At 53.0% G+C, this 24156-nt stretch carries 29 protein-coding genes; 17 read left to right on the top strand and 12 right to left on the bottom strand.

Going from position 1 to position 24156, the window contains the following annotated elements:
- Window positions 1-32: 32 nt before the first annotated feature.
- From AC5E51_RS12765 to AC5E51_RS12730, 8 genes are read left to right on the top strand one after another with little or no spacing between them, the layout of a single operon-like run.
- Window positions 33-1289 carry a glutamate-5-semialdehyde dehydrogenase gene (locus AC5E51_RS12765; RefSeq protein ID WP_297533144.1) on the top strand — a complete coding sequence of 419 codons (1257 nt, stop codon included), beginning with the start codon at window positions 33-35 and terminating at the stop codon, window positions 1287-1289.
- Window positions 1273-1917, top strand: a complete 645-nt coding sequence (gene nadD, locus AC5E51_RS12760) for a nicotinate (nicotinamide) nucleotide adenylyltransferase (RefSeq protein ID WP_297533126.1) — start codon at window positions 1273-1275, stop codon at window positions 1915-1917. Before AC5E51_RS12765 ends, nadD begins: the two co-directional genes overlap by 17 nt.
- Window positions 1918-1935: 18 nt before the next feature.
- Complete coding sequence (gene rsfS, locus AC5E51_RS12755) at window positions 1936-2292, top strand: ribosome silencing factor (RefSeq protein ID WP_068444159.1); 357 nt, start codon at window positions 1936-1938, stop codon at window positions 2290-2292.
- Entirely contained in the window at window positions 2289-2756 is a 468-nt protein-coding gene (gene rlmH / locus AC5E51_RS12750) for a 23S rRNA (pseudouridine(1915)-N(3))-methyltransferase RlmH (protein ID WP_301378219.1), read from the top strand. Before rsfS ends, rlmH begins: the two co-directional genes overlap by 4 nt.
- Before the next feature lie 9 nt (window positions 2757-2765).
- Window positions 2766-4619, top strand: a complete 1854-nt coding sequence (mrdA, locus tag AC5E51_RS12745) for a penicillin-binding protein 2 (RefSeq protein WP_491778666.1) — start codon at window positions 2766-2768, stop codon at window positions 4617-4619.
- Window positions 4619-5770 (top strand): rod shape-determining protein RodA, encoded by a 1152-nt coding sequence (rodA, locus tag AC5E51_RS12740; RefSeq protein WP_491778665.1) that lies wholly within the window; start codon window positions 4619-4621, stop codon window positions 5768-5770. The genes mrdA and rodA overlap by 1 nt, the downstream gene beginning before the upstream one ends.
- Before the next feature lie 13 nt (window positions 5771-5783).
- On the top strand, window positions 5784-6755 hold the full coding sequence (mltB, locus tag AC5E51_RS12735; RefSeq protein ID WP_068444403.1) for a lytic murein transglycosylase B: 972 nt from the start codon (window positions 5784-5786) through the stop codon (window positions 6753-6755).
- Window positions 6752-7537 (top strand): septal ring lytic transglycosylase RlpA family protein, encoded by a 786-nt coding sequence (locus tag AC5E51_RS12730; RefSeq protein ID WP_301378217.1) that lies wholly within the window; start codon window positions 6752-6754, stop codon window positions 7535-7537. The genes mltB and AC5E51_RS12730 overlap by 4 nt, the downstream gene beginning before the upstream one ends.
- Before the next feature lie 12 nt (window positions 7538-7549).
- Here AC5E51_RS12730 and ccoM read toward each other — a convergent pair whose 3' ends face one another.
- The 8 genes from ccoM to AC5E51_RS12690 all read right to left on the bottom strand — a co-directional run bounded on the left by ccoM (window position 7550) and on the right by AC5E51_RS12690 (window position 12170).
- Window positions 7550-7669: a cytochrome c oxidase subunit CcoM gene (gene ccoM, locus AC5E51_RS12725; protein ID WP_281251162.1), complete on the bottom strand. Its 120-nt coding sequence runs from the start codon at window positions 7667-7669 to the stop codon at window positions 7550-7552.
- A gap of 248 nt (window positions 7670-7917) precedes the next feature.
- A complete protein-coding gene (locus AC5E51_RS12720) occupies window positions 7918-8232 on the bottom strand; it encodes a hypothetical protein (RefSeq protein ID WP_301378216.1) in 315 nt (104 codons plus the stop codon).
- Between the two features lie 27 nt (window positions 8233-8259).
- The gene (locus AC5E51_RS12715) at window positions 8260-9426 is read right to left on the bottom strand and encodes a glycosyltransferase family 4 protein (protein WP_297533131.1); all 1167 of its coding nucleotides are present in this window, start codon (window positions 9424-9426) and stop codon (window positions 8260-8262) included.
- Window positions 9427-9487: 61 nt separating this feature from the next.
- Window positions 9488-10192, bottom strand: coding sequence for a helix-turn-helix domain-containing protein (locus tag AC5E51_RS12710; protein WP_068436726.1), 705 nt, complete (start codon window positions 10190-10192; stop codon window positions 9488-9490).
- Window positions 10193-10509: 317 nt separating this feature from the next.
- Window positions 10510-10944 carry a CBS domain-containing protein gene (locus AC5E51_RS12705; protein WP_068439412.1) on the bottom strand — a complete coding sequence of 145 codons (435 nt, stop codon included), beginning with the start codon at window positions 10942-10944 and terminating at the stop codon, window positions 10510-10512.
- Between the two features lie 12 nt (window positions 10945-10956).
- Window positions 10957-11214, bottom strand: a complete 258-nt coding sequence (locus AC5E51_RS12700) for a DUF4404 family protein (protein WP_273090929.1) — start codon at window positions 11212-11214, stop codon at window positions 10957-10959.
- A gap of 130 nt (window positions 11215-11344) precedes the next feature.
- Window positions 11345-11845, bottom strand: a complete 501-nt coding sequence (locus AC5E51_RS12695; RefSeq protein ID WP_301388076.1) for a hypothetical protein — start codon at window positions 11843-11845, stop codon at window positions 11345-11347.
- A 124-nt stretch (window positions 11846-11969) separates the two neighbouring features.
- Window positions 11970-12170 (bottom strand): DUF2788 domain-containing protein, encoded by a 201-nt coding sequence (locus AC5E51_RS12690; RefSeq protein ID WP_068436625.1) that lies wholly within the window; start codon window positions 12168-12170, stop codon window positions 11970-11972.
- A gap of 214 nt (window positions 12171-12384) precedes the next feature.
- Between AC5E51_RS12690 and AC5E51_RS12685 the strand changes: the two genes are divergently transcribed.
- The 3 genes from AC5E51_RS12685 to AC5E51_RS12675 all read left to right on the top strand — a co-directional run bounded on the left by AC5E51_RS12685 (window position 12385) and on the right by AC5E51_RS12675 (window position 14932).
- Window positions 12385-13386, top strand: a complete 1002-nt coding sequence (locus AC5E51_RS12685; RefSeq protein WP_068439428.1) for a putative solute-binding protein — start codon at window positions 12385-12387, stop codon at window positions 13384-13386.
- 3 nt (window positions 13387-13389) lie between these two features.
- Window positions 13390-14505: an NAD(P)/FAD-dependent oxidoreductase gene (locus tag AC5E51_RS12680; RefSeq protein WP_068439410.1), complete on the top strand. Its 1116-nt coding sequence runs from the start codon at window positions 13390-13392 to the stop codon at window positions 14503-14505.
- 88 nt (window positions 14506-14593) lie between these two features.
- Complete coding sequence (locus tag AC5E51_RS12675; protein ID WP_139325699.1) at window positions 14594-14932, top strand: hypothetical protein; 339 nt, start codon at window positions 14594-14596, stop codon at window positions 14930-14932.
- A gap of 20 nt (window positions 14933-14952) precedes the next feature.
- Here AC5E51_RS12675 and AC5E51_RS12670 read toward each other — a convergent pair whose 3' ends face one another.
- Complete coding sequence (locus tag AC5E51_RS12670; protein WP_068439406.1) at window positions 14953-15663, bottom strand: TetR/AcrR family transcriptional regulator; 711 nt, start codon at window positions 15661-15663, stop codon at window positions 14953-14955.
- A 214-nt stretch (window positions 15664-15877) separates the two neighbouring features.
- On the opposite strand from AC5E51_RS12670, the gene AC5E51_RS12665 reads away from it, so the two are divergent.
- Entirely contained in the window at window positions 15878-16345 is a 468-nt protein-coding gene (locus AC5E51_RS12665) for a hypothetical protein (RefSeq protein ID WP_068439405.1), read from the top strand.
- 53 nt (window positions 16346-16398) lie between these two features.
- Window positions 16399-17142, top strand: coding sequence for a DUF481 domain-containing protein (locus AC5E51_RS12660; RefSeq protein ID WP_273090573.1), 744 nt, complete (start codon window positions 16399-16401; stop codon window positions 17140-17142).
- Window positions 17143-17190: 48 nt separating this feature from the next.
- On the opposite strand, the gene AC5E51_RS12655 is transcribed toward AC5E51_RS12660, so the two are convergent.
- Window positions 17191-17643 carry a flavodoxin domain-containing protein gene (locus tag AC5E51_RS12655; protein ID WP_076513149.1) on the bottom strand — a complete coding sequence of 151 codons (453 nt, stop codon included), beginning with the start codon at window positions 17641-17643 and terminating at the stop codon, window positions 17191-17193.
- 94 nt (window positions 17644-17737) lie between these two features.
- Here AC5E51_RS12655 and AC5E51_RS12650 point away from each other — a divergent pair, with 94 nt between their 5' ends.
- The 4 genes from AC5E51_RS12650 to AC5E51_RS12635 all read left to right on the top strand — a co-directional run bounded on the left by AC5E51_RS12650 (window position 17738) and on the right by AC5E51_RS12635 (window position 21655).
- Complete coding sequence (locus AC5E51_RS12650) at window positions 17738-18595, top strand: DUF6685 family protein (protein WP_491778664.1); 858 nt, start codon at window positions 17738-17740, stop codon at window positions 18593-18595.
- Window positions 18596-18750: 155 nt separating this feature from the next.
- Complete coding sequence (locus AC5E51_RS12645; RefSeq protein ID WP_297533138.1) at window positions 18751-19779, top strand: AraC family transcriptional regulator; 1029 nt, start codon at window positions 18751-18753, stop codon at window positions 19777-19779.
- A 126-nt stretch (window positions 19780-19905) separates the two neighbouring features.
- On the top strand, window positions 19906-21135 hold the full coding sequence (locus AC5E51_RS12640) for a glycosyltransferase family 4 protein (RefSeq protein WP_488046181.1): 1230 nt from the start codon (window positions 19906-19908) through the stop codon (window positions 21133-21135).
- Window positions 21071-21655 (top strand): phosphatase PAP2 family protein, encoded by a 585-nt coding sequence (locus AC5E51_RS12635; protein WP_068439396.1) that lies wholly within the window; start codon window positions 21071-21073, stop codon window positions 21653-21655. The genes AC5E51_RS12640 and AC5E51_RS12635 overlap by 65 nt, the downstream gene beginning before the upstream one ends.
- 36 nt (window positions 21656-21691) lie before the next feature.
- On the opposite strand, the gene AC5E51_RS12630 is transcribed toward AC5E51_RS12635, so the two are convergent.
- The gene (locus tag AC5E51_RS12630; RefSeq protein WP_491778663.1) at window positions 21692-22957 is read right to left on the bottom strand and encodes a hypothetical protein; all 1266 of its coding nucleotides are present in this window, start codon (window positions 22955-22957) and stop codon (window positions 21692-21694) included.
- 39 nt (window positions 22958-22996) lie between these two features.
- The gene (locus AC5E51_RS12625) at window positions 22997-24151 is read right to left on the bottom strand and encodes an MbnH family di-heme enzyme (protein WP_491778662.1); all 1155 of its coding nucleotides are present in this window, start codon (window positions 24149-24151) and stop codon (window positions 22997-22999) included.
- Window positions 24152-24156 lie beyond the last annotated feature (5 nt).

Raw genomic sequence — 24156 nt, 5'->3', positions numbered from 1 at the left:
ACTTACAGACTTTCCGTTTTAAGGTATTCCAGATGAACGTTGCTGACTATATGCAGACCCTTGGCCAGCAGGCCCGGACTGCATCCCGCGCTATGGCCCGGGCGTCCACCAATGACAAAAACCGCGCATTGCTCGCCATTGCTGACGAAATCAGCAATAGCCGCGACGCTCTGCGTGCCGCAAATGCAGAAGACATGGCACGCGGCGCAGAAAACGGCCTGGATGCAGCCTTGCTGGACCGCCTTGAGCTGACTGACGCGCGCATCGACACCATGATCGAAGGCCTGCATCAAGTCGCTGCTCTGCCTGATCCCGTGGGTGAAATCACCGACATGAAGTACCGTCCGAGCGGTATTCAGATTGGTAAAATGCGCGTTCCGCTGGGCGTTATCGGTATCATTTACGAAAGCCGTCCGAACGTGACCATTGAAGCAGCCAGCCTGTGCCTGAAGTCGGGTAACGCCGCTATTCTGCGTGGCGGCTCTGAGGCCATTGCCTCGAACAAGGCGCTGGCTGAATGTATTACTTCTGCACTGAACGCTGTCGGTCTGCCAGAAGCCTGCGTTCAGGTCGTTGAAACCACCGACCGAGAAGCCGTCGGTCAACTGATCACTATGCCGGAATACGTGGATGTCATTGTACCGCGCGGTGGTAAAGGCCTGATCGAACGCATCAGCCGTGACGCACGCGTTGCTGTGATTAAGCACCTTGATGGTATCTGCCACGTTTATATCGATCGCGAAGCGGATCGCAGTAAAGCAATCAACATCGCGATCAATGCCAAAACGCACCGTTACGGCACCTGCAACACCATGGAAACTCTGCTGGTTCACGCAGACATTGCCGGGACCATTCTGCCTGAGCTGGCCGAAGCCTATGAGCAACTGGGTGTAGAACTGCGAGGCTGTGAACAGGCGCGTGTAATTGTCTCCGATATGGTTCCTGCGACAGAAGACGACTGGCACGAAGAATACCTGGCACCCATCCTGGCTGTGAAAATTGTCAAAGATATGGACGAAGCCATCGACCATATCAACACCTATGGCTCTCACCATACCGACAGCATCATCAGCGAGAACTACACACTGGCTCGTCAGTTCCTGACTGAAGTAGATAGCTCATCTGTGATGGTGAATGCATCTACGCGCTTTGCCGACGGTTTCGAGTATGGCCTGGGTGCAGAAATTGGTATCTCCACCGATAAGATCCACGCTCGTGGTCCGGTCGGCCTCGATGGTCTTACCTCTCAGAAATACATAGTGCTGGGTAACGGTGAAATCCGTAAGTAACAACGCCTCTATTGCCATACTGGGCGGGACCTTTGATCCCGTCCATATTGGTCACCTGCGGATCGCAATACGTCTGCGTGATGCAGGTTTCGATCAGGTGTTACTGATTCCTAATTGTGTCCCCCCTCATCGTGATCAGCCTCTGGCAACAGGAGAACAACGCCTGCGTATGCTGGAGCTCGCGGTCGCAGAACTGAACGGTATTGCACCCAGTGATATCGAGTTGAGTCAGGGTGACACCAGCTATTCAGCTCGCACGGTCGCCCTGCTCAAGGAACAATACCCTCAAGCCAACCTCACCTGGGTTATGGGCACCGATGCCTGGAATGGTTTTGATCGCTGGAAAACACCCGAAGACATTCTGGCCCGGGCCAATGTACTGGTGATTTCGCGCCCCGGAGACCAGGCTCGCACTGATGGCTGGCTTGGGCAGATTCTCGACAAAAACCGCTGCCAGCTCAGTGAGTTACACGAGACTCAGCACGGAGGCGTCTGCCATCAGGCCTGGCCAGAGCTGGATATATCTGCATCCGACTTGCGTCAGGCACTCAAGCAAGGCGACAATATCGCCTTTCTGACACCCCAGCCGGTGTTGGACTACATAAAAGAACACCAACTGTACCGATAACTTTACCGACAGGTCTGCATGCAAACTGAGCAAATCAAAGAGCTCGTCATCGACGCTCTGGAAGACATGAAAGCACATAACATCACTGTGCTGGACGTACGTGGGCGCACGTCCGTCACCGATTGGATGATCATCGCCAACGGTACCTCTAACCGCCACGTCACTGCCGTTGCAGGCAATGTCGAAGAAAAAGCAAAACACGCAGGCCTGAAACCGAACGGCACAGAAGGCCGTGCTGCTGCTGACTGGGTACTCATCGACCTGATCGATGTGGTTGTGCATGTTATGACTGAACAAGCCCGCCACTTCTATGATCTCGAACGTCTCTGGGGAGAAACACCCGACGCTGGGCAGGCAGGACAGAAGGACGCATGAAGATACGGCTGCTGGCCGTTGGCAATAAAATGCCTGCGTGGGTAGAACAGGGTTATCAGGAATACGCGAAGCGCCTGCCACGTGATTGCAGCCTTGAGCTGGTCGAAATTTCTCCCGGCCACCGCGGAAAAAACGCCAGCTCCGACAAAGCCATGCAACAGGAAGCTGATGCACTCAAAAAAGCGATCCGACCGGGCGAGCATGTCGTCGCATTAGCTGTCGAAGGCAAACCCTGGTCGACCGAGCGTTTAGCAAAAGAGCTGGAAGGCTGGCGCAACCAGGGTGGCGATGTTGCCCTGTTAGTCGGCGGTCCTGACGGTATGACGGACGACGTACTGAGGCTGGCCAAGCAACGCTGGTCTTTATCCCCCCTGACACTGCCCCACCCGCTGGTCAGGGTGTTATTGTCAGAACAGATTTATCGCGCCTGGACGATTCTCCAGGGTCACCCGTACCACAAGTAAGGCTGGAGTATGTGGGAACAGTCGATCAGGGATAAGGCCTACGAGCGCAGACTCTTCCGCGCACGAGCCATCGTCGCTGCTGTTCTTGTCGTATCGGCGCTACTGACCCTCGCCTGGCGCATGACCTACCTGCAGGTCACACTGCACGAAAAATATCAGGACCTTTCTGAAAACAACCGGGTAAAAATACGCCCTATCGCACCTAATCGCGGACTGATCTACGACCGCAACGGTGTGCTTCTCGCTGAAAACATTCCTGCCTACAGCCTGACTCTGGTGCCCGAGAAAGTAGATAACCTCCAGGAGACTCTCGCCTTTCTTGATGAGCTGGTTGGCGTGTCTGAGCGGGATCTGGAACAGTTTGAGAAACGCTCGAGTTACCGGCGCCGTCCATACGAACCTGTGGTACTGCGTCAGCGGCTGAGCGAAGAAGAAATTGCCGCCATCATGGTTAACCGTTTCTATCTGCCCGGCGTTGATGTTGAGGCGCAGCTTATTCGTCACTATCCGCACGGCGATGCCTTTGCACACGTGCTGGGTTACGTCGGCCGGATTAACCAGCGGGATCAGGAACGCATTGAGGACGATGAAGAAAGCCAGCGCCGCTACAGCGCGACCTCCCATATAGGTAAAACCGGTATCGAAAGACGCTACGAAGATATTCTCCATGGTGACGTAGGTTATGAGCGTATTGAGACTAACGCCCGCGGACGCCTGCTCAGAACCATGCAGCGGGAAAACCCGAAACCGGGCACCGATCTGACGTTGCATCTCGACAGCCGGCTCCAGTTGCTTGCCGCAGAATTACTTGAAGGGCGCCGCGGTGCCGTTGTTGCTATCGAAGTGGAAACCGGCGGCATTCTCACGCTATACAGTAACCCCGGTTACGACCCGAACGCCTTTGTTACAGGGATTTCCTTCGATGATTACGAAGCGCTGACCAGCAGTCTCGACAAGCCACTCTTCGATCGGGCGACGCGTGGTACTTACCCACCCGCCTCGACCCTGAAACCTTTTGTCGGTCTTGCCGCTCTGGAAGCTGGCAGTACCACCTGGAACTATAAAGTGCGCGATCCGGGCTGGTTCCAGCTTGAAAATGATGACCGCTTTTATCGGGACTGGAAGCGCGAAGGACACGGCGTCGTCGATCTTGAAATGGCCGTGGTGGAATCCTGCGATACCTACTTCTACGACGTTGCCGTCAAAACAGGCATCGATGATCTCACGCCATTCCTCGGCCAGTTTGGCTTCGGCCGGGATATGTCGATTGATGTCATCTCGGCAGTATCCGGGATTCTGCCAGACCGTGAATGGAAGCGAGCCACCGGTCGTGGCCCATGGTATCCGGGGGATACAGTCAATCTCGGCATTGGTCAGGGCTTTATGGCCGTGACGCCATTACAGCTCGCAACAGCGACCGCTGTTCTGGCCAATAAAGGCAAATGGGAAGTTCCAAGACTGCTGGCTGCCGAAGACAATGTCCCGACGGAGTTTCCTCACGGCGATATTCCCGACATCACACTCAAAGATCCGTCCGACTGGGATCGCATGTTCACAGCCATGGATCACGTGATTACGGGTCGCCACGGTACTGCCCGCGCGTTGCGCGCCAACCTGGACTTCCCGATTGCTGGCAAAACCGGGACAGCACAGGTTGTGGGTATTGAACAGGATGCCGAATACGATTCGGAAGCCCTTCAGGAGCGTCTACGCGACCATGCCTGGTTTATGGCGTTCTCTCCGATAGAGAAACCACAGATCGCCATTGCCGTCATCGTTGAAAATGGCGAATCGTCCGGGCGCACGGCGGCTCCGATCGCACAGTCCATCATCAATGAATACCTGGGAGGCGCAGAGGGCTGATGGCCAGTACAGATTTCAGTCGCACGGTCTCCACGCCGTCACAGCATCATACCTTCGACCGCAGCGGTGCCTTTTTCGCGCGATTGCACATCGACCTGATACTTCTACTGCTACTTATTGCACTCGCCACCACCGGGCTGGCTATCCTTTACAGTGGCAGCGGTCAGGAAATCGGCATGGTGAAACGTCAGGCTGTGCACTTTGGTATCGGCACCTTACTGCTATTCATTACTGCCCAGATTCCACCGCGCCTCTACCAACTTATCGCGCCTTGGGCGTTAGCCGTAGGTACTTTACTATTGGTCGGCGTATTGGTTGCGGGGGTCGGCGCAAAAGGCGCTCAGCGCTGGCTGGACTTACCCGGGCCATTACCCCGCTTTCAGCCGTCTGAGCTGGTGAAGCTGGCGCTACCATTAGCGGTCGCCTGGTTTATGGCCAAACGGCCCGTACCGCCTCGCTTCCGGGATCTGCTTCAGGCTCTGGTGATTATTTTTATTCCGACGGTACTGATTCTTAAACAACCGGATCTGGGTACCTCGATCCTCATCAGCACGTCTGGCCTGCTGGTATTATTTTTCGCTGGCATGTCATGGCTGCTGATTTTTTCCATGATCGGCATAGTCGCGGCGATGGCGCCGGTTATGTGGTTCTTCGTAATGCACGCTTATCAGAAGCAACGTGTTCTTACGTTCCTGAACCCCGAGTCCGATCCGCTCGGCTCAGGCTGGAATATAATTCAATCGAAAACGGCGATCGGCTCGGGCGGTATTCATGGCAAGGGTTACCTTCAGGGGACTCAATCCCAGCTCGAATTTCTACCAGAGAGCCATACCGACTTCATCATTGCCGTCCTGGCAGAGGAGCATGGATTAATTGGCGTCTGCCTGCTATTAGCACTCTACGCCTTAATTATTCTGCGCTGCCTTTACATTTCCAGCCGGTGCGAAACTCTTTTCGGTCGACTGCTGTCTGGTAGCATGTCAGTCACGTTTTTTATCTATGTCTTCGTGAATATAGGCATGGTCAGCGGCATTCTTCCGGTCGTAGGCGTACCCCTACCACTGGTGAGTTACGGCGGAACGTCTGTCGTCAGTCTGCTTCTGGGCTTTGGCCTGATTATGTCGATGTACACTCATCGGCAAAGGAAATAACAGGGTTATTACTATGTTGAAACATGTGTTAGCTGCAATCACCTTGGCAGCTTCTGCGCCCTTCGCAGGCGCAGCCTACGACCAGCACGAACGTACCGACGAGTTCGTCGCCGAAGTGGAAAAGGAATACGGCATTCCGGCAGAAGAAGTACGCAACTGGCTGAAACAGGCTGAAAAGATGGATTCAGTGCTCGAAGCCATTCAGCGTCCTGCCGAACGCACCATGAACTGGGCGCGGTATCAGGATATTTTTCTGACAGAAAAACGGATCAGTGCAGGTAAGAACTTTCTCGAAAGCCAGGCTGATATTCTCGCCGAAGCTGAAAAGAAATACGGCGTACCGCCGGAAATTATTGCAGCTATCATTGGCGTAGAAACCTTTTACGGCACCCGCCAGGGTGGATACAGAGTGTTGGACTCGCTCTCAACACTCGCTTTCGATTACCCGAAACGTCCACTGTTCTGGCGCGAGCTGAAAGCCATGTTCGCCCTCGCCCGTGAAGAAGGCGTCGACCCGGGTACCATCAAGGGCTCTTATGCGGGCGCCATGGGCTATGGGCAATTTATCCCCACCAGCTATCTGCACTACGCTGTCGACGGTGATGGCGATGGCAAACGTGATCTGTGGGGCAACCCAGTGGATGCCATCCACAGTGTGGCTAACTATTTCTCAGAGCACGGCTGGAAAACAGACGAGCCTGTGACGCACAGAGTCACCGTCAGTGGCGATAAGTACGAACCGCTGGTCAATGTCAGCCGCAAACCACAGCACACGGTTGCAGACCTGACAGCCGCAGGTGTTGAGTTGCCAGTCGATATCGAGAGCGAGAAGCCAGCCAACCTGATGCGCCTCGAAGGTAAAGAAGGCGATGAATACTGGCTTGGTGAATATAACTTCTACGTTATAACTCAATACAACCACAGTAAGCTGTACGCCATGGCGGTGTATCAGCTCAGCCAGGCTCTGAGTGAGGACAAGCAATGATGCGTGGGCTGGCCGTTCTGGTCAGTCTTGTTCTGCTTCATGGCTGCGCAACGTCCCGTTATCAGCACGCGAACGATTTTACGCCGGCGCCAATCGCTGACATCAAGGCAATTGCTGATCCCGTACCGGTATCCGAACCGCGCAGCAGTCTGGGCAATCCGTCGCGCTATCGCGTGCTGGGTAAGGACTATAACGTTATGAAGGATGCGGAGGGCTTCACGCAGGAAGGCATCGCTTCATGGTACGGAATGAAATTTCACGGTCACGACACCTCAAACGGCGAAACCTTCGATGTCTACAAAATGACCGCAGCACACAAAACGCTCCCACTGCCGTCGTATGTAAAAGTTACCCGCAAAGATACCGGCCAGTCGGTCATCGTCCGGGTGAACGACCGAGGGCCATTTCACGAAGGCAGGATTATTGATCTGTCGTACGCAGCGGCCGTAAAACTGAATATTCATAACGACGGCACGGCACCAGTAAAGATCGAAGTATTAAAAGCACCATTATCTGAAGCCGTGCTATGGATTCAGGCGGGTGCGCTAAGTAACCCGAACTCAGCAGAGCGTCTGCGTAAGAAATTATCCGGGATTACTGCCAACGTAGGAGCAGGCGACTGGACAGTCGGTATCTACCCGAAAGAAAAAGACGACATCACCCTTCACAGGGTGCGCATAGGGCCTGTTCCTGAATCGGAAGTCCCCGCGTTAATCGAAGCCCTCAACGATGAAGGCATCACTCAGCCGGTTCTGCTCTCTCAGCATCAACTGGAACGCTGAGAGATCAGTTTTTTATTCGCCCGTACCGTGCTTTTTAATGTCTTTCTTCACCGCAATATAGACGCCGACAAAAAAAGCACAGGTAAGACCGACAATCGCAAGACCAGAGAATACAACTTCGTCCATAAACATAATAAGCACCTCGCATTGAGAAGAGACATCAGTGTTGTTTCAGTCTCAATATAGCGAGGCTGGTATAACCAGAATTGACCTGTATCAAATATGCTTACACAGGAATAGAGGACTCTCCAGCAGCTTGACCCAAGTCAGTATTCTTATCAGAACACCCGACTGAGCCCGTTACTTAATTGACGGAAATGCGGCAACCTTTGCACCGTTTTATGACACAAAAGCTGCCTTCGCACTATTACGGAACAGATTTAGGCTTCAACGAGTTGCCCACGATACATTTTCTGTTTCGCCTGTCGCACCCGTGACGAGTCGTCCATAAGAATTTCACTGCCACGATACACCTTCCGGCTTTCCTGCATCTGTGGCTCAACCGGTGGTGCCTGACTGGGCAAAAAGTCTTCGACCAACGCGAGAAGCTCAGCACTGACGCCGCTTCGCACCAGTACCCGCAAATCATTTTCGAGAGTATTTGAATCAAAGTGAATTTCGCAACCCACTTCGTCTTTAGCGATTTTTTTTATTTTTCGGAGTAACGCAATACTACGGCGGTTGAATTCCACCATAACTTCTTCCCCCTACAGATATACTTATCAAGAAGTCATTTGCAAGGGGTGTACCACTCCACGTGATTCGCAATGAGTCGCTAATAAAGCTTCTACGCGGCGCTCAAATTGCCGCGCAACCATATCCCAGGAAAGCTGTTCGGCCTGACTCCGGGCATCCAGCCCCATCAGGGTAGAATCAAAGCGTAAGGCAACACGAAGCGCATCAGTAAATGCCTCATCCGTTTCATCAGACGCAAGAGAGCCATCGACACCTGTCCGAACAAATTCTCTGGCTGCGGCCATGTCATACGCGACCACAGGTAACCCACTGGCCATCGCCTCGAGAGTCACCAGACCAAAGGTCTCCGTCTGACTGGGCATTAAAAAGAGATCAGCAGACGCGAAGCACTCAGACAACGCCTGACCGGTTTTCACGCCAGTGAACACCGCTTCAGAAAACTCCTCGGACAGAGTTTCACGTAGTGGGCCATCACCGACAATCACAGGTCGTATCTGGCGTCCTTCCCGACGCATTTGTCTCACGGCTTTAAGGGCCACGATCAGATTTTTTTCCGCTGCGACGCGCCCGACACAAAGCGCCACCTGCTCACCAGATTCAACGCCCCATTCCTCTCTCAAGGTCGCAGATCGATGTGCAGGATTAAAACGACGACAGTCTACGCCGTGAGGCAACCACTCAACGCGTTGCATACCTTCACTGGTCAACTCATTCACCATAGAACGTGATGGCACCAGGGTAACGTGCGTCCGGTTATGGAAGCGGCGCATCCAGGCCATAATCATGCGACGCATAACACCGAGGCCATAATAGCCACTGTAACGATGAAAATTAGTGTGAAACGCGCTGATGACAGGCAAGTTATATTCGCGGGCCATCGCGACCGCAGAAGCACCAAGCAAACCTTCCGTTGCAACATAAACCAGATCAGGCGGGTTGGCTTTCCAGTGAGACCTCAGAGCCGTCTTTGAAGGCAGGCCTAACTGAAGGTCTGGATACTGCGGAATGCTGATACCTTTTACCCAGACTTCATTATCCGGTACTTCCATGTCGACCCTAGGAGCTGGTCGTACAATGGTGACCTGATAAAGATCAGGATTAAGGTGAGTGAACAGGTGCTGCAGAGAATTCGCAACACCATTCACTTCAGGAAGATACGTTTCTGTAACGACACATATGTGACGAATGCTCATGTCATACCCGGCAATAACTACTCATAAGAGCTAGTTTGCCGGGCAATCAATGACAGTTTAATTACGCCTCAGCAGCTTCTTCGCTGAGTTTCGAAAGGCGGTAACGCAGCTGGCGTGGCGTCAGTCCAAGTACTTTGGCCGCCATCGTCTTGTTGCCGTTGCACTTATCAATAGCCGCGTGAATATCATCCAGCTCATTTTCCTGAACCCGCTGATAAGGACGCGCATAAAGTGTTTTGAAATTCGGCACAACTTGAGTCGCAAGAATGGTCGCAATCTGAGCACCAATAAAGCGGATCTCCGCAAGGTCAAGGGTGCCCGCATCATGTCCGCGCAGATCAACCACCATAACTGCCATGACAGACTGACGAATAGTCAGCGGGACCAGCAGACAACGCATAGAGCCAGAAAGAGATTCAAGCTGTGGATCAAAGTGCTCTGGGCGCTCACTGTTATCACCAATCGTCAACCACTCACGGCTTTCAAACTGACGGCACAGAGCATGCTGAACTGCAAAGCTGTAAACGCCGTTGCTGATGCCTGTCGAACAATACTGAGCTTTAAAACGGCTCGGAGAATCCGGTACGGCGATTGAGATATTGCTAAGACCTGTCACCTGAGTCGCTAGCATCAGCAACTGCTGAATAGCTTCATCATCGTGGTAACGACTTTCCAATACATTGGCTACTTCATTCACCCACGCTGATGGGGATGACTTGATGCCGCTGTCTTTACGGTATTCCTGGATATCTGCGATTTTGTACATAGGCTGCTCCTCCTGAATGCTTATGCTGTCGCAAAACCCGTACCAGCTTAATCGGGTCGAATTAAATTAGGCAAAAGACGCATAAATGAGCCTCGATAACCACGCACTGCAGCATTGCGATAGCCGACGCTGCAGCCTAACTTGTTGATGATGAAAGAATTTTTTCAGTGATGTGACAATCAGAAAAAAAACGCGACAACCACCTATTCCGTCAAGCGTTTGTGACACCCGGATAATTACTGCTTCATCCAGATGCAAAAAAAGAGCTTAACGCCCTTTTTTAATGCAGAAAATGATTTTATTCAGCCGGACACCTGTCAGGCGCACCCCGGATCATCGGTAGGTAAATAGGTTTTCTTTAACCAGGCCGAAAAACCTTTCGCAGCATCTTCCAGAGTGAATATTCCTGCAAGACGGTCACCTTTCATAATCAACACCGCATCAAAGTCATCCTGAACCATCCGATCAAGAACAACATCGAGGCGGGTATGGAGGTCTATGGCGGGAATCTCCCGGCGGCACATATCTAAGGCCGTCAGTTCGCTGATATCACTGGCTGGGTGCCCAGGGCTTCGTGCGAGTTCGATATCAGCCCACGTAAGAAGTCCCGTGACTTCATGGTGATTCATGACAGGGACGTGATGACAATGATGGACCTCCATCACGCGGGCGGCTTCTGCCAGGCTCGTGCTCTCTTCGACATGAGCCGGAAACGCCGTCATGAGTTCGGTAATGGTCGGCATATGACGCATTTGGGATGCTCCTTAGACGCCAATGCGCCCCAGAGTGTCGGTCAGTTGCCGAAGTATAGCCGAGATCGCCGGATGTTCATGTTCAAAGCGGATGACCTGCTCCTGTACCGCATCGCTCAATTCAGGTGAGCCTGCTTCATTACTCTCCAGCTTGGCGATGTCATCAGCAATTTTGAGCAACAGCTCGTGGGTTTCAGAGTCGAGTTCTGGGCTTTCTTTGAGGGTACGATGAAGGGATTCGAGCTGCTCGTTGAGAACCTGTTTGACCATAACCTTCTCCTTTTACTGGAAATGACAATGCTTTGATAATTTCAGCATTACTCAGTTCCAGTCTACTCCGTGAAAATAGTTTTCACACTATATAAGAAGTAAGGTAATGGCGCTGGTGGACGGACTCAGATCAATAAAACGCCTGAAAGCAGAACTTCATTCCGCATTTCTCGGCGAGCTGCTGCAGCACTTCCCTCAGCCCAGCATCGCCCACGTAGAGAAGCGTCATATCCCTGAGGCGACTGTCAGACTTAGACGGTAACACCTGTTTCAGGGCACTGATCAAAAGACTGGCATTCGCGGCAACAGGCATCCAGACAAGGCGTTCTCCTTCATGCTGCTGCAGAAAGTCCGTCAGTTGAGCATCGTCATTGGCTTTTTTATCTGCGAAATCGCAATGCAACATGAAGAGAGGGCTGGATTCGTATTCGGGATAGCGACTCAGAGCGTGCAATGCCAGAGGAAGTAAATCTGACACCTGTTCTTCTACACATTGCACTGTTTTGGCGCCGGGGTACTGCAACACAGAGACTGGCCGACCTTTTAGTGTGCGTTCAGAAATCGCTCCGTGCGTCGCTGTTTCTGTGATTCCGTTGTCTGCGCCCGGCAGAGTCGCGCTGTATGCGGTCATTCTCTTGGCTCCTGCAGGGAAACTGTGTCCCTTGCAAATGTAGTGATACATAAGCGTTACAAGGACTGTGCCACTTCAGACCAGACTGGACACTTCCAGCCAGAATACAGGAAAAGACGTTAAATCAGTTCTCCAGCACGTACTGCAGAATCACCTTAATCAGGTATCCCGCCATGCCTACGCCCAGACCCAGAAGGAGAATCATGGTTCCAAATTTACCAGCACCCGAGCGCCGACCAAGATCAAAAATGATAAAGAACATAAACGCAATCAGACCACCCACACCCAGGGTCATACCAATCTGCTCAAGTAACGCTGTGTCCATCCGGCAATCCCGACAAAAATAAAATTGGGCCCAATGGTACTTAAACTACGCCAGTAATGCAGCCCAGGCGTGCATGCTTGGCGGCATCAGGCCTTTTTTTTGCCCCGCAGATATGCGTATCATTGGCCGCAACAATCACACAGCTCTGATTACTTCGGTGAATATCCTGAAACTAAGCAGAGCGAATAACAATAAAATCATTGGGGATACTAAGATGCGCTTGATCGCAGTCGCACTGACGCTGTTCAGTTTTGCCTTCGCTGCGGAGGGAAAGGAGCTTCCAGAAAAAACGTTTTGTATTTTTGATCCGGTGGGTGCGAATGGCCCTATTTTTACCCGGATGCAGGACTTCCGCACAGCAGCTCTTGAATGGGGCATTGAAGCTGAACTCAAAGCGTACACCAACGAAGCCGTTGCTCTGGCGGACTTCCAGTCTGGTGTTTGCGACGGCTCACTGATCACCGGCACACGTATTCGCCCGTTCAACGTTTTCACTGGTAGCCTGGAGGCCGTCGGCGGTCTGACCAGTTATCAGCAGCTGCGAGAACTGATCAATATGCTGGCCCGCCCTCAGGCAGCCAAATATATGGTGGATGGCCGTTACGAAGTGTCTGGAATTATTCCGGGTGGTTCGGTTTATGTCTTCGTTCGCGACCGCGCCATCGATTCTGTTGAAGCAGCGGCTGGCCGCAAAGTAGCAACACTGGATTACGACCTCGCGTCTAAAAAGGTCGTCGAACACATCGGCGCTACCATGGTCCCGGCTACGGTCGCCACCTTCGCTCCGCGCTTTAACAATGGCGACGTAGACATCGCCTATGCGCCAGCTGTCGCCTATGAGCCGTTCGAAATGTACAAAGGTCTGGGACAGGCGGGCGGTATCTACCGCTTCTCTTTCGCACAGATGAATTTCCAGTTAATTACCTACAAAGACCGTCTGCCTGACGGCTTTGGCCAGGCTTCGCGGGAGTTTTTCGCCGAGCACTTTGACCAGGGGATGGAACACATCCTCACGGCGGAGCGCGGCATTCAGGAGAATTACTGGATCGACCTTCCTGACGAACAGGAGCTCGAATACCTCGATATGCTGGCCGGTATCCGTGACGAGCTGGCCGCTCAGGGCGTGTACGACACACAAATGATGAAGCTGATGAAGAAGCTTCGTTGCCGTGCAAACCCAATGCACCACGAGTGCGCTACCGACCTGCTCTTCTGAGCTATGCCCGCCGACTTTGACGTAACTATCATTGGCGGCGGGGTTATCGGGCTGGCGTGCGCACACGCGCTGTCTGCCGAACGTTCAGTACTCTTAGTCGAACAACACGACCTGTTTGGCAGCGAAACCAGTAGTCGTAATAGCGAAGTCATACACGCAGGGCTCTACTACCCTCCCGGGTCGCTCAAAGAATCACTATGCATTGCCGGTCGAAAGCAACTCTATGCATTCTGTGAGCAACACGACGTGCCTTATCGTAGAACCGGTAAGCTTATTGTCGCTCCTTCCCCTGATCACCCTGAACTGAATCGGCTGGAACAGAAAGCTCAATCGCTCAATATTCCGACAGAACGCCTGACACGGCAGGAAATTAACGAGCGTGAACCCCATGTGCGTGCCGAAGCGGCTCTGTTCTCACCGGAGACCGGCATCCTCGATAGCCACACCTACATGCTGCGTCTCCAACAGGAAGCAGAACGTCAGGGTGCGTTGTTAATGAAGCGTACCCGCTATCTTTCGGGTAAAGCAGAAAACGGCCTGTGGAATATCAGTTTACAGACCAGCGACGGTGAATTCAGAGTCACGTCAGAGCGAATGATAAATGCGGCCGGACTTCACTCCCATGATGTGGCCGCCCGCTCTGGCACAGATACATCACTGTTACCGACACTGCATTATTGTCGCGGCCACTACTTTTCGTATCAGGGGTCAGCCCCCTTCCGTCACCTTATATACCCGTTACCAGAGAAAGACCTCGCTGGGCTCGGTATACACGCGACTCTGGACCTCGGAGGGCAAGTACGATTTGGTCCGGACACCGAGTTTATGAGTGACCACAGCAGGGTTTATGAGGTCTCCCCCACCCTTAAAACCAAGTTCTGCCGAGCAATTTCATCGTATTTTCCAAATGTTGACGTTTCTCAGTTACAGCCCGCTTACGCAGGTATTCGCCCAAAACTCAGCGGTCCGGGCGAACCAGCCCAGGATTTTGTCATATTTCGTGACAATCGGGCGGAAGCCGCGTCATTACTGCATTTGCTTGGGATAGAGAGTCCGGGTTTAACCAGTTCTCTGGCGCTGGCCGATAAAATCACCGCCAGACTTTCAACGGAAACATGACTTTTGTGTAACATTGTGTGGCGAGTTCTTACATTGCGACTACACTCTTATTAATCGCAGCGAAATGCCGACGGTATGGGGTTTACATTTGTTCACCATAAATGACATGGCGGACACCGGAAGCCAGGGAGTAGCTGCTAATCTGAAAGTACGTTCAGAAAACGAAACCAATAAAGGGCGAACCATGACTCAAGCGATGCGAGTGACTGCAGACAACAATAACGATATCAGCACTATCCTATCGGAACGTGTACTGATTCCTGTTGGTTGTGATCACTGCGACAAGGAAACGGAAGTCAGTCTGGAGACTCTCAAGAGCACCAGTACTGTGATGTGTGAACACTGCTGCCATGTACGGCCATTCAGCAACGCTGAAATGAACATGCTCCTGGCGGTACTCGGTCGTGCGGGATACCGGGTACCCTAACGAATCTGAGCTCTGAGAGATCAGAGCTCTGGCTGCACCAGCATAGGAAGCAGCATACTCAGATAGCGCCGGAGAATCCTCTCTGGTGCATCACTGTCCCCCTCATCAAGCAATAACTGATACTCAACAGAATGCAGGATGGCCATCACGATGGCGGTGTCTTCCTCAACCATCTGAGATCCCATCAGCATGGTGATTTCCCGAACGGCCTCTGTCAGAGCCTTACGATGCATCAAGGCGAGACGTCGCACTCTGTCTTCGACAAATACCTCATAACGGAACGCCTGCTCGCTGATCAACATTCGCGTGTCCTCGGCAAGCTTACCCCTCGAGAAGCCGCTGAGGCTGGTCACTAAGCGCTCAATCGCCTCAAGCTGCTGTCGCGGGTCCGTCATGTCGTATCCGCGGATATCTCTCGCGGTGTCACGGAATTCCGAAGCAAACTTCTGCACGTACGCAAGCGCCCACTCGGTATACAGAGTAAAGGCATCCGCAATCAGCTCATGAATGTCTTTGAAATAGTAGGTCGTCGCAGCCAGTGGAACTTCTGCTTCAGCGGCTACTGCTCTGTGCCGGACACCCCTGACGCCATCACGAACAATGATGCGCATCGTCGCTTCAAGAATCTGCCGACGTCGCTGTTCGCTTTTTTCGCGACTGGTTCGTCGCCCCCGATATTTAAGCTCGGCCTTCCCATCTGGGGCAGGGCGGCTGTCATTATTATTATTCATTATTGTCCCTCGCTGAGGGCTATTATGGGGAATTACCAAGGGCGAATGAAGCACCGAAGCGGCAAGACATACGCTAAATTTCCGTCAGTAGCGGCAAGATTCGACGAAAACCACTCTTAGAGTCATCCACGATAGCGCTAAAAGTCTATATTTATCAGGCAGTTACATTCTTGGCACAGCCCATGCTATCTCCTATCAGAACAGGAGAATTAACATGTTGCTTAACGCGCTCACTAACTATCTGCAGAACCAGCCCGCCAGTTCCGACCTGCAAAGCCAGCAGGCCCAGGCGCCTTCCGGTGTATCCGAGCGCGCAGAAACCGGCTCTGACGATACCTCTCCTGCGCTATACACCGTCTCTGACCGCGCTGTGATGATGAGCGCTGTCGCTATGGAGTTTGATATCCACGCGCTGGCACCAGAGCAACTCGGGCAGTTTCAGAACCGCCTGCAGGAATACGGCCTGATTGATAACCAGGGTATTCAGGCACTGAGTATTGTGCACACTGCCCGCCTCAACAGTGAAGACGACGGCGCTGTTGATGCAAAAGCCATCATAGATAAGGCGTACCAGCAGACTCAGGAACCGGGAACGACCTACAGCCAACGCAAGCAGATTCACCAACTGCACACGCTCTTCAGTAACCTCGATTCGGCAACTCCGCAGCAAAAAGCTTCATAATTCATCAAGGATGGTACACTGGATCTCCCATTTTTAACGGAGACCCGTAACGTATGTTTCGTCCGCTTCTCGTGCTGACCCTGATTCCCCTCCAGACTTTTGCTATCACCAATATTGAAGAAAAACGCCGCGCCGCGGATGCCGACGGCTGGCAAAGCAGTGCCACTGTAGGGCTGGATGCACAATCAGGAAACACCAAAGAACGGGAATGGAATCTCGGACTGAACACCAGCTGGCAGAATGCAGAGCACCGCGCCTTTGGCTGGTATACCAGAACCTATGAGTCTGTTAATGACGAACGTACCAGCGACAATACCTTCGCGCACCTACGTTACGTACATGACTTCCGTGCGACAGTCGGTCAGGAAACCTTCCTGCAATACGAGCGCGATCCGTTCGCTGAACTGCAATATCGTTTTCTCGCCGGTGCCGGCGTACGCTTTCAGAAAACCTGGAAAGAAGACCAGCTGATTCGTCAGGGCGTTGGGGCTTTCCATGAGTCGATTAAAGAAGATAACGGCGCAGGCGATGAAGAAGCTCAGCTTACGCGTCTGAACCTATACACCCATGGTGAAACACCGCTGGGCTACAGCCATATACTGGGTACCGTGTACTTCCAACCGTCTGTTGACGATACCGATGATGTTCGAGCGCTGGCGCGCTTTAAAATGCGTTTGCCGTTAGCCAGCAACACCGATCTCAACTGGCAGTGGCAGACCCGCTGGGACAGCCGTCCGCCGGAAGGCGCTGAAGAACTGAACCATCAGACTCAGCTATCGGTCGCTGTGCGCTTCTGATCCTCACGCATGAAGGCCCGTGACGTTTATACGACGGGCCTTCATTCATCAGAGCGCTTCTTCCATCCACTCTTTCAGCCAGAACAGTGCATCGTCGTCTGGCGTCTGAGTTTCTGTCGCATCAATGGTCACACGCGGTACAGGCGCCTTGCCCTGCAACTCAATGAAACGTGCTTCCATCAAAGCGCCCGCCTGACAGAAGGTCATATCATAAGAGCTGTCTCCCAGGCAGATCACACCAAACGGACGACCATTCTGACCTGGAGCCTGTTCTTCCAGAGCAATATAGAATGGTGACAGGTTGCTTGGGATATCCCCCCGACCTGTCGTTGCAGTAACCACCAGAACCGCATCCCAATCACCACTATTTAATGCACCAATACTCGCTTCTGTATCGACCTGGGCCTGATGCCCTTCTGTACGCAATGCGGCAGCACATGCCTCGGCCACCGCTTTTGCTGTACCGCTGACCGTACCCACAGGAATATAAACTCTGGCCATAACACCTCCCGAAAAGCGCGGAGTATACCAGCTCCTGCAGATCTCTCAGTCGTCTGCTTTACTTATATAAGTGGCATGTCTTGAGTGAGGCACTATGCAGGATACATTAATCAACCGCATCGAATCGGCAGTCAACTCGCTGCTGGTACGCTTCGCGCCCGTCTGGTACGCAACCCAGTCGGTCCAGAACATGACACTGCCAGACTATGCGCCGCTCAATCCACTCAGCACGGACGCAAAGACCTGGTTTGACCTGCCTCCGGCACTGATGCAAACAAGTATTCTGCTGGTTGATGAAGCCCATGGCTGGCAAGGCCTGGGGAAAGAACTGGAGCACCTGGCCGTCCAGAAGCAGGTTCACCGGCCACTCTCAATTACCCGATTAACTGGCGCCAGAGAGCTGCCTTCCAGCGACGCTATCACCCAGGCACAGACACTACGGGACGCTGCACTGACTGATCAGGAGCTGGAAGCGCCAGAAAACGAAGAAACCTTTGATCAGCAGATGCGTGAATTGCCACGCACACTGACGGCCACTCACCGTGAGTGGGACGGACGCCTGCTGCTCACTTCTCACGAGCTGCTACCTCAACTGCTGCCGCTGATTCGCTATGCCGGCGCACGACAGCGGGATGCCATGGTGCCAGCGACGGTCACCATCGAAGGCATACGCCAGGAAGCCCTCGAACGCATAAGAAACAAGTATTGGTGGTTTCTGATGCACCCGCAGAGCGCCGAGGCGCTGGTTGTACTGTTGAGGCAATGTGGCTTCTCTGCAATCTCATCCGGGCCATTGGGTAAAGACGGAAAACACGCCTTCTTTTTCTGCAACAAGTCCTCACAAGGCCTGAATAAGGTCATCCTGCACCTGATGTCGTCCAAGCGCAGCGCCCAGCTGTCAGAGTTTGGGCGATTTCTGAGCAAGCACCGCCACCGCTTCCGCACGCCGTGATAAATTTGGTTACATTGCCGTATGGCGTTAAATGCCCTCTTTATAGTAAGGTATGGCGTCATCGAACACGTTAAAATTCGGCCAGTGATTAAAAACCACCGAATCGAACAACGTAACGCCCTGTGCGACAGGCATAACAATAAGACGGATATCCCATGATCAGAGGCACCTGGAGTCTGACGGACCCACTGGTACCGGTGAACATTCCGGCCACCATGCTGAAAGTCGGCGAAGATAAAGGCGTCAGCCGTGACGACCTTCTTAAAAATACAGGCATCAGCGCTGAAGTGCTGGATGACCCATCTGCACGCCTGACCTATCAGCAGCTGTTATTTCTGGCTGAGAACCTGATCCGTAACTATCCGGACGACAGTGTCGGCCTTGATCTCGGTGCAGCCATTAACATCAACCAGTTCGGTATGCTGGGCTACGCCATTCTCAGCTGTGCTGATCTGCGCAGTGCACTGCAACTGGGTATTAAGTACCACACTCTGGTCGACCCGGCGTTCACGTTTGAAGTAATGAACCTCGGCGATACTTCGGCTGTACGCCTCACCAGTCACATTCCATTCGATCATATCTACCGCATGATCTGTGATGTGTTTGTGGCGTCGTTCTCGACGCTGGCCCGCTTCCTCACCGGACGCTACGACGCTCAGCCGATTGAGGTACACCTCAACCACCCAGAGCCTGAGTACGCCGCACGTTACAGAGAATTCTTCGACTGCACGGTAAAGTTTGATCAACCTCGTACTGAGTTCATCATTGATAACACGGTACTCGACTTCAAACTGGTCATGGCCGACAAGGCAACAGCCGCCATGGCTGAAAGCCAGTGCGAAGAGATCCTTGCACGTATGGGCCCGAAAGAAGGCGTCATTGCCAAAGTACGCCGCATACTGCTGAGCAACCCCGGGCACTTCCCACCGGTCGACGACGTCGCCAGCCAGCTTGCTACTTCAACCCGGACACTCAGCCGTAGCCTGCAGGATGTAGGTACGTCGTATCAGCGTATTCTCGATGAAGTGCGTAAAGAGATGGCGATTGAATACCTGCGCAGCTCTAACCTGCCGATTGAAGAGATCGCAGCCTTGGTAGGTTACAGTGATCCATCCAACTTCCGTAAAGCGTTCCGCCGTTGGACACAGAACGCACCTTCGTATTATCGCGAAGGTAAATCCTGATATTTCAGTGCCCCTTCACCGGGGCACAAACCTTTTTAATCCCCGATAAAACAACCTTTCCTTTCGTCATCATAGCTTCACCGAGCTGAAACCTTTCTGTCATATCGCAATTGCAAAGTAGTGTATATGCACGAAGAACAGGCAAATGCGATGACACCAGAGCTATCAAGAATCACCATTGTGACCGAAACTTACGCCCCGGAAGTGAACGGCGTAGCGCACACACTGGCGACTCTGGTAACCGGCATGCGAGCGCGCGGGATTGAAGTTCAGATCATTCGTCCACGCCAGAATAAACACGACCACGGCGACGAGTATTCACTGACTCTGCCGGGCCTGCCAATCCCGGGTTATCCGGAACTGAAGTTCGGTCTGCCATACTACCGCCGTGTTCTTTCAGCGCTGCAGAAATTTAATCCTCAGGCCATTTACGTGGCGACCGAAGGGCCTCTCGGCTGGGCCGCCTGTAAGGCAGCAGAGAAGCTGGGTACAGGCGTTGTCAGCGGCTTCCATACGAACTTCCACCAGTATGGCAAACACTACCGCCTCGGCCTGATAGAAAACCTTGGCTACCGCTACATGCGCTGGTTTCACAACAATACAGCCGCCACTCTGGTACCCACACAGGCACAGGCCGATGAATTAAACAGCCACGGCTTCGAGCGTGTCAGTGTGATGGCACGCGGGGTAAACAGCGAACAATTCTCGCCTGAACATCGCAGCCAGGAATTGCGGGCCAGCTGGGGCGTTAACGATGACACGCCGGTACTTTTATACGTGGGTCGTATCGCTGCCGAGAAAAATCTTCAGCTTGTCGTGCGTACCTACGAAGAACTGAAAAATCAGGACAACAGCATTCGTCTGGTACTGGTCGGCGATGGCCCTGAATTAGAGAGCATTCGTCAGCGCCACCCAGAAATTATCTGTGCAGGCATCCGTCGCGGAGAAGAACTCTCCCGCTATTACGCCAGTGGCGATATTTTCCTGTTTCCTAGCCTTACCGACACCTTTGGCAACGTCGTCACCGAAGCACTCGCCAGCCAGCTTGGCGTCGTGAGCTTCGATTACGCCGCCGCCCACGAGCATACAAAGGACGAAGACAGCGCAATGCTGGCTCCGTTTGGCGATGAACAGGCATTTATCCGCGCCGCCCTATCGCTCAGTGAGCGTCCGAACCTGCTCAAACATATTCGTAAAAACGCCCGTGATATTGCTCAAGGCATTTCATGGGACAGCATTATCAGTGAGTTTCTGCAGCAACTGACTGCAGCTCAGAAAGAGGTAACATCGAATGGACATTATCAAGCAACGCGAAGCAAGAGCCGAGTTTCTGTTCCGCAGAGCGGATCACTTTGAACTGAGCCTCTGCCAGCGCCTCAATCGAATGGGGCACATGCGGGCAATCCGGCTGTTTTTTAAAGGCGTCAGTCGCCTCGGCGATGGAGTGTTCTGGTATTCACTGGCATTAGCACTGCCACTGCTGGCGGGCATGGAAGGCCTCGCAAAACTTGGCCATATTACCGTCGCTGGGCTGGTGTGCATTCTGGTCTACAGTCAGCTTAAAAATCGCCTGGTTCGTAAGCGCCCGTTTATTTCATTTCCGGACATTCACGCACACACAGCGCCGCTGGATAAATACAGCTTTCCATCTGGCCATACCATGAATGCTGTGAATTTTGCGGTACTGTTTACCTGGGCGTATCCACCACTCGCCTATATCGTTATTCCGTTCGCATTTCTGGTTGCACTGTCTCGCGTTATCCTGGGTATGCACTACCCCACTGACGTTGTTGTCGGTGCCGCACTGGGGATTATCCTGAGCTGGACATCACTGCTGCTGTTTCCGCTGGGGATGTTTGCGAACGTTCTTAATTAAGAGAAATAACACGAGAAGATCAGTCAGCTCGATGTACTATTCAGAGCTGACTGAATTAAAGAAACTTCCCTGCCATACCACACCTACCGCATAACGATTCTGACCATCAGCAAACGTCTGGTCTGAGATATATTCAGTACGGAACTGCACCTGAGGCCGCAACTGATACAACCAGGCCGCAGTAAAACGCTCGGGCGTATGACCCTCTTCACTTAACGCGCCCGCACCTTCACCAAGAGTCTCCGCAGCCGCACCGGTAAGCGTATTGTCCGTGACGAAACGTTCAGCCCGCAGAGCAATCGTGTGTTTGTTTAATGTCAGATACGGCTGTACCCAGACGGCATACTGATCGGCCGTGACGTCAGCTTCGCGGCTACCTGAATCGTGGAGAATACCTTCCATGTTCAACTGCGCCCAGGCGCCTTTTATGCCAACACGAGCAGAGGCTCCAACGCCGATACTGGCCCCTGCATGAACGCCCGTCAGATCGAGATCACCGGTGTAACGCACATCCGGAAATTGCACCGCCTGCTCACCCGGCGCCGCCACCGGTGTATGTTGATGCCCACCACCGTAACGGTGGTCTGCCCGCGAACTGGCCTGCGCCCGGTAATGCCAGGCGCCGATATTGGCATCGACAGAACCAACAGAAAACGAGTAGCGCGCAAAGGCATCCCACGCGCCGCCATCAGTACCATCAGTTGCAGGGAAGGCTTTTCCCTGCCAGATCTCTGCTCCAGCAGACCAGCCAGCCGTTTCGTGCAGCCAGATACGTATTCCCTGATCGTGAAAATGACGGCCAAAAAATACATCGGCAATTAACGAAGGTTCAGTAAATTTCGACGTCGACCTGTGCGCCAGCAGTTCGGGCGAAAATGCTGCCGACATCCGGCCGACTTCAACGACCCAGGGGCCTTTCACATCGCAGCAGACAAATCCAATACTTGCGTGTTCGATACCCACACTCTGATGACCATCGCTGCCATCGTGTGTGCTGACTCCCAGCTTAACGAAGGTATTTTCGTCGAGGCGTTTCGCTGCCATCACGGATACTTCATCCAGGCTTACACCCTGTGATACTGGCCATGCATCGCCGCCCATAAAGGCGCCCGGAATTTGCCAGAACTCATACTGATCGACCGGTGACGCAGAACGCCATGTCGTCATCACCGTGCCATGCACCTGCGTGGGCTCGCCCTCCGCTGGAATGTAATGGGCATACACCTGAGACGGTAAAGCCAACACGAGAGACACCCCCGCCGCACTGGCCAGACGCTTAGCAGGAGTCTTGGTTATCTTCATACAATATAATTCCAGCGAATCATTAACATTATCTGGCGCTTAGTCAGCGCGCCACGGATTGGAAAATCGAGGATCTGTGAGAAAGGCGTCGTCGGTCAGAGATTCAAGAAATGCCACCAGATCGCTGACCTCTGCATCTGTAATCTGAAAGGATACCAACACGCCATCTTTATACGGGCTGATACGTCCATCACCCGCATTATCACCTGAGGCAATCACCCGGCCGCCTGCGGCATAATTGCGGATAACGTCTTCCAGCGTCGCCACTGACCCATCGTGATTATAAGGTGCTGTGACCGCGACATTTCGCAAGGATGGCGTACGGAACTGCCCTATATGATCCGGGTTACCCGTGACTTCGTGGCGCCCGGTATTCGGGTCTGGGTAAGCGCCCATACCGTCAATGTTATAGAGGCCGGTATTGTGAAACAGCGGTTCGAGGAAAGTGACACCACGGTCTATGGTGGCATCACTGAAGTTATAGCCATCGTGGCAATGAAAGCACTCAAGACGCTCGCTATTAAACAGGGCTTCGCCGCGCTTCGCAGATTCGCTCATTTCGCCGCGATCAAATACGCTGTCGAACGACGTCATCCCTCGTACAAATGACGCAATGGCTTTGACAGAATTATCCCAGGCCAGCTCACCCAGTAACGGCTCCTCCTGCTCAGGAAAAGCTGCGGCATACATACGCAGGTAGGTTTCGTCTGCCTGAATCGACATCAGAATCTGTTCGAAATTACTCTCGTTAATGCCATGCTCAATGGGCGATTCGCCAAACAAGGGCAGCATGACCTGCTGCTCGATTGTGGCCAGAGCTGGGTTGCCCCACGTAAGATTATTAAAATACGCCGCGTTGGTCAGCGACTGGCTGTTGCGCGGATGCACCTCGCCAGTTGCGCCCAGCGGGTGCTGAACACCATCGCTGAACGCACGCGCTTGCTCGTGACAACTGGAGCAACTGATTTCACCATTAACCGATAAACGCGCATCGTAAAAAAGATGACGCCCGAGCTGGAATTTTTCTTCCGTCATCGGGTTATCGTCGGGCTCGTAAGGGAGCGGAACAGACGCTGGTACGCGCCAGTCAAACGCCGATTCACGCGCACCGGCATCATCGACGAATGTCTGGCTCTCTGTCTGGCAACCACTCAGAAACAGAGCGGCTGAAACAAGAGCGAATAACCTGGTCACGTTAA

Source organism: Thalassolituus sp. (assembly GCF_984348125.1).
This window is presented reverse-complemented; position numbering and strand designations above follow the sequence as displayed.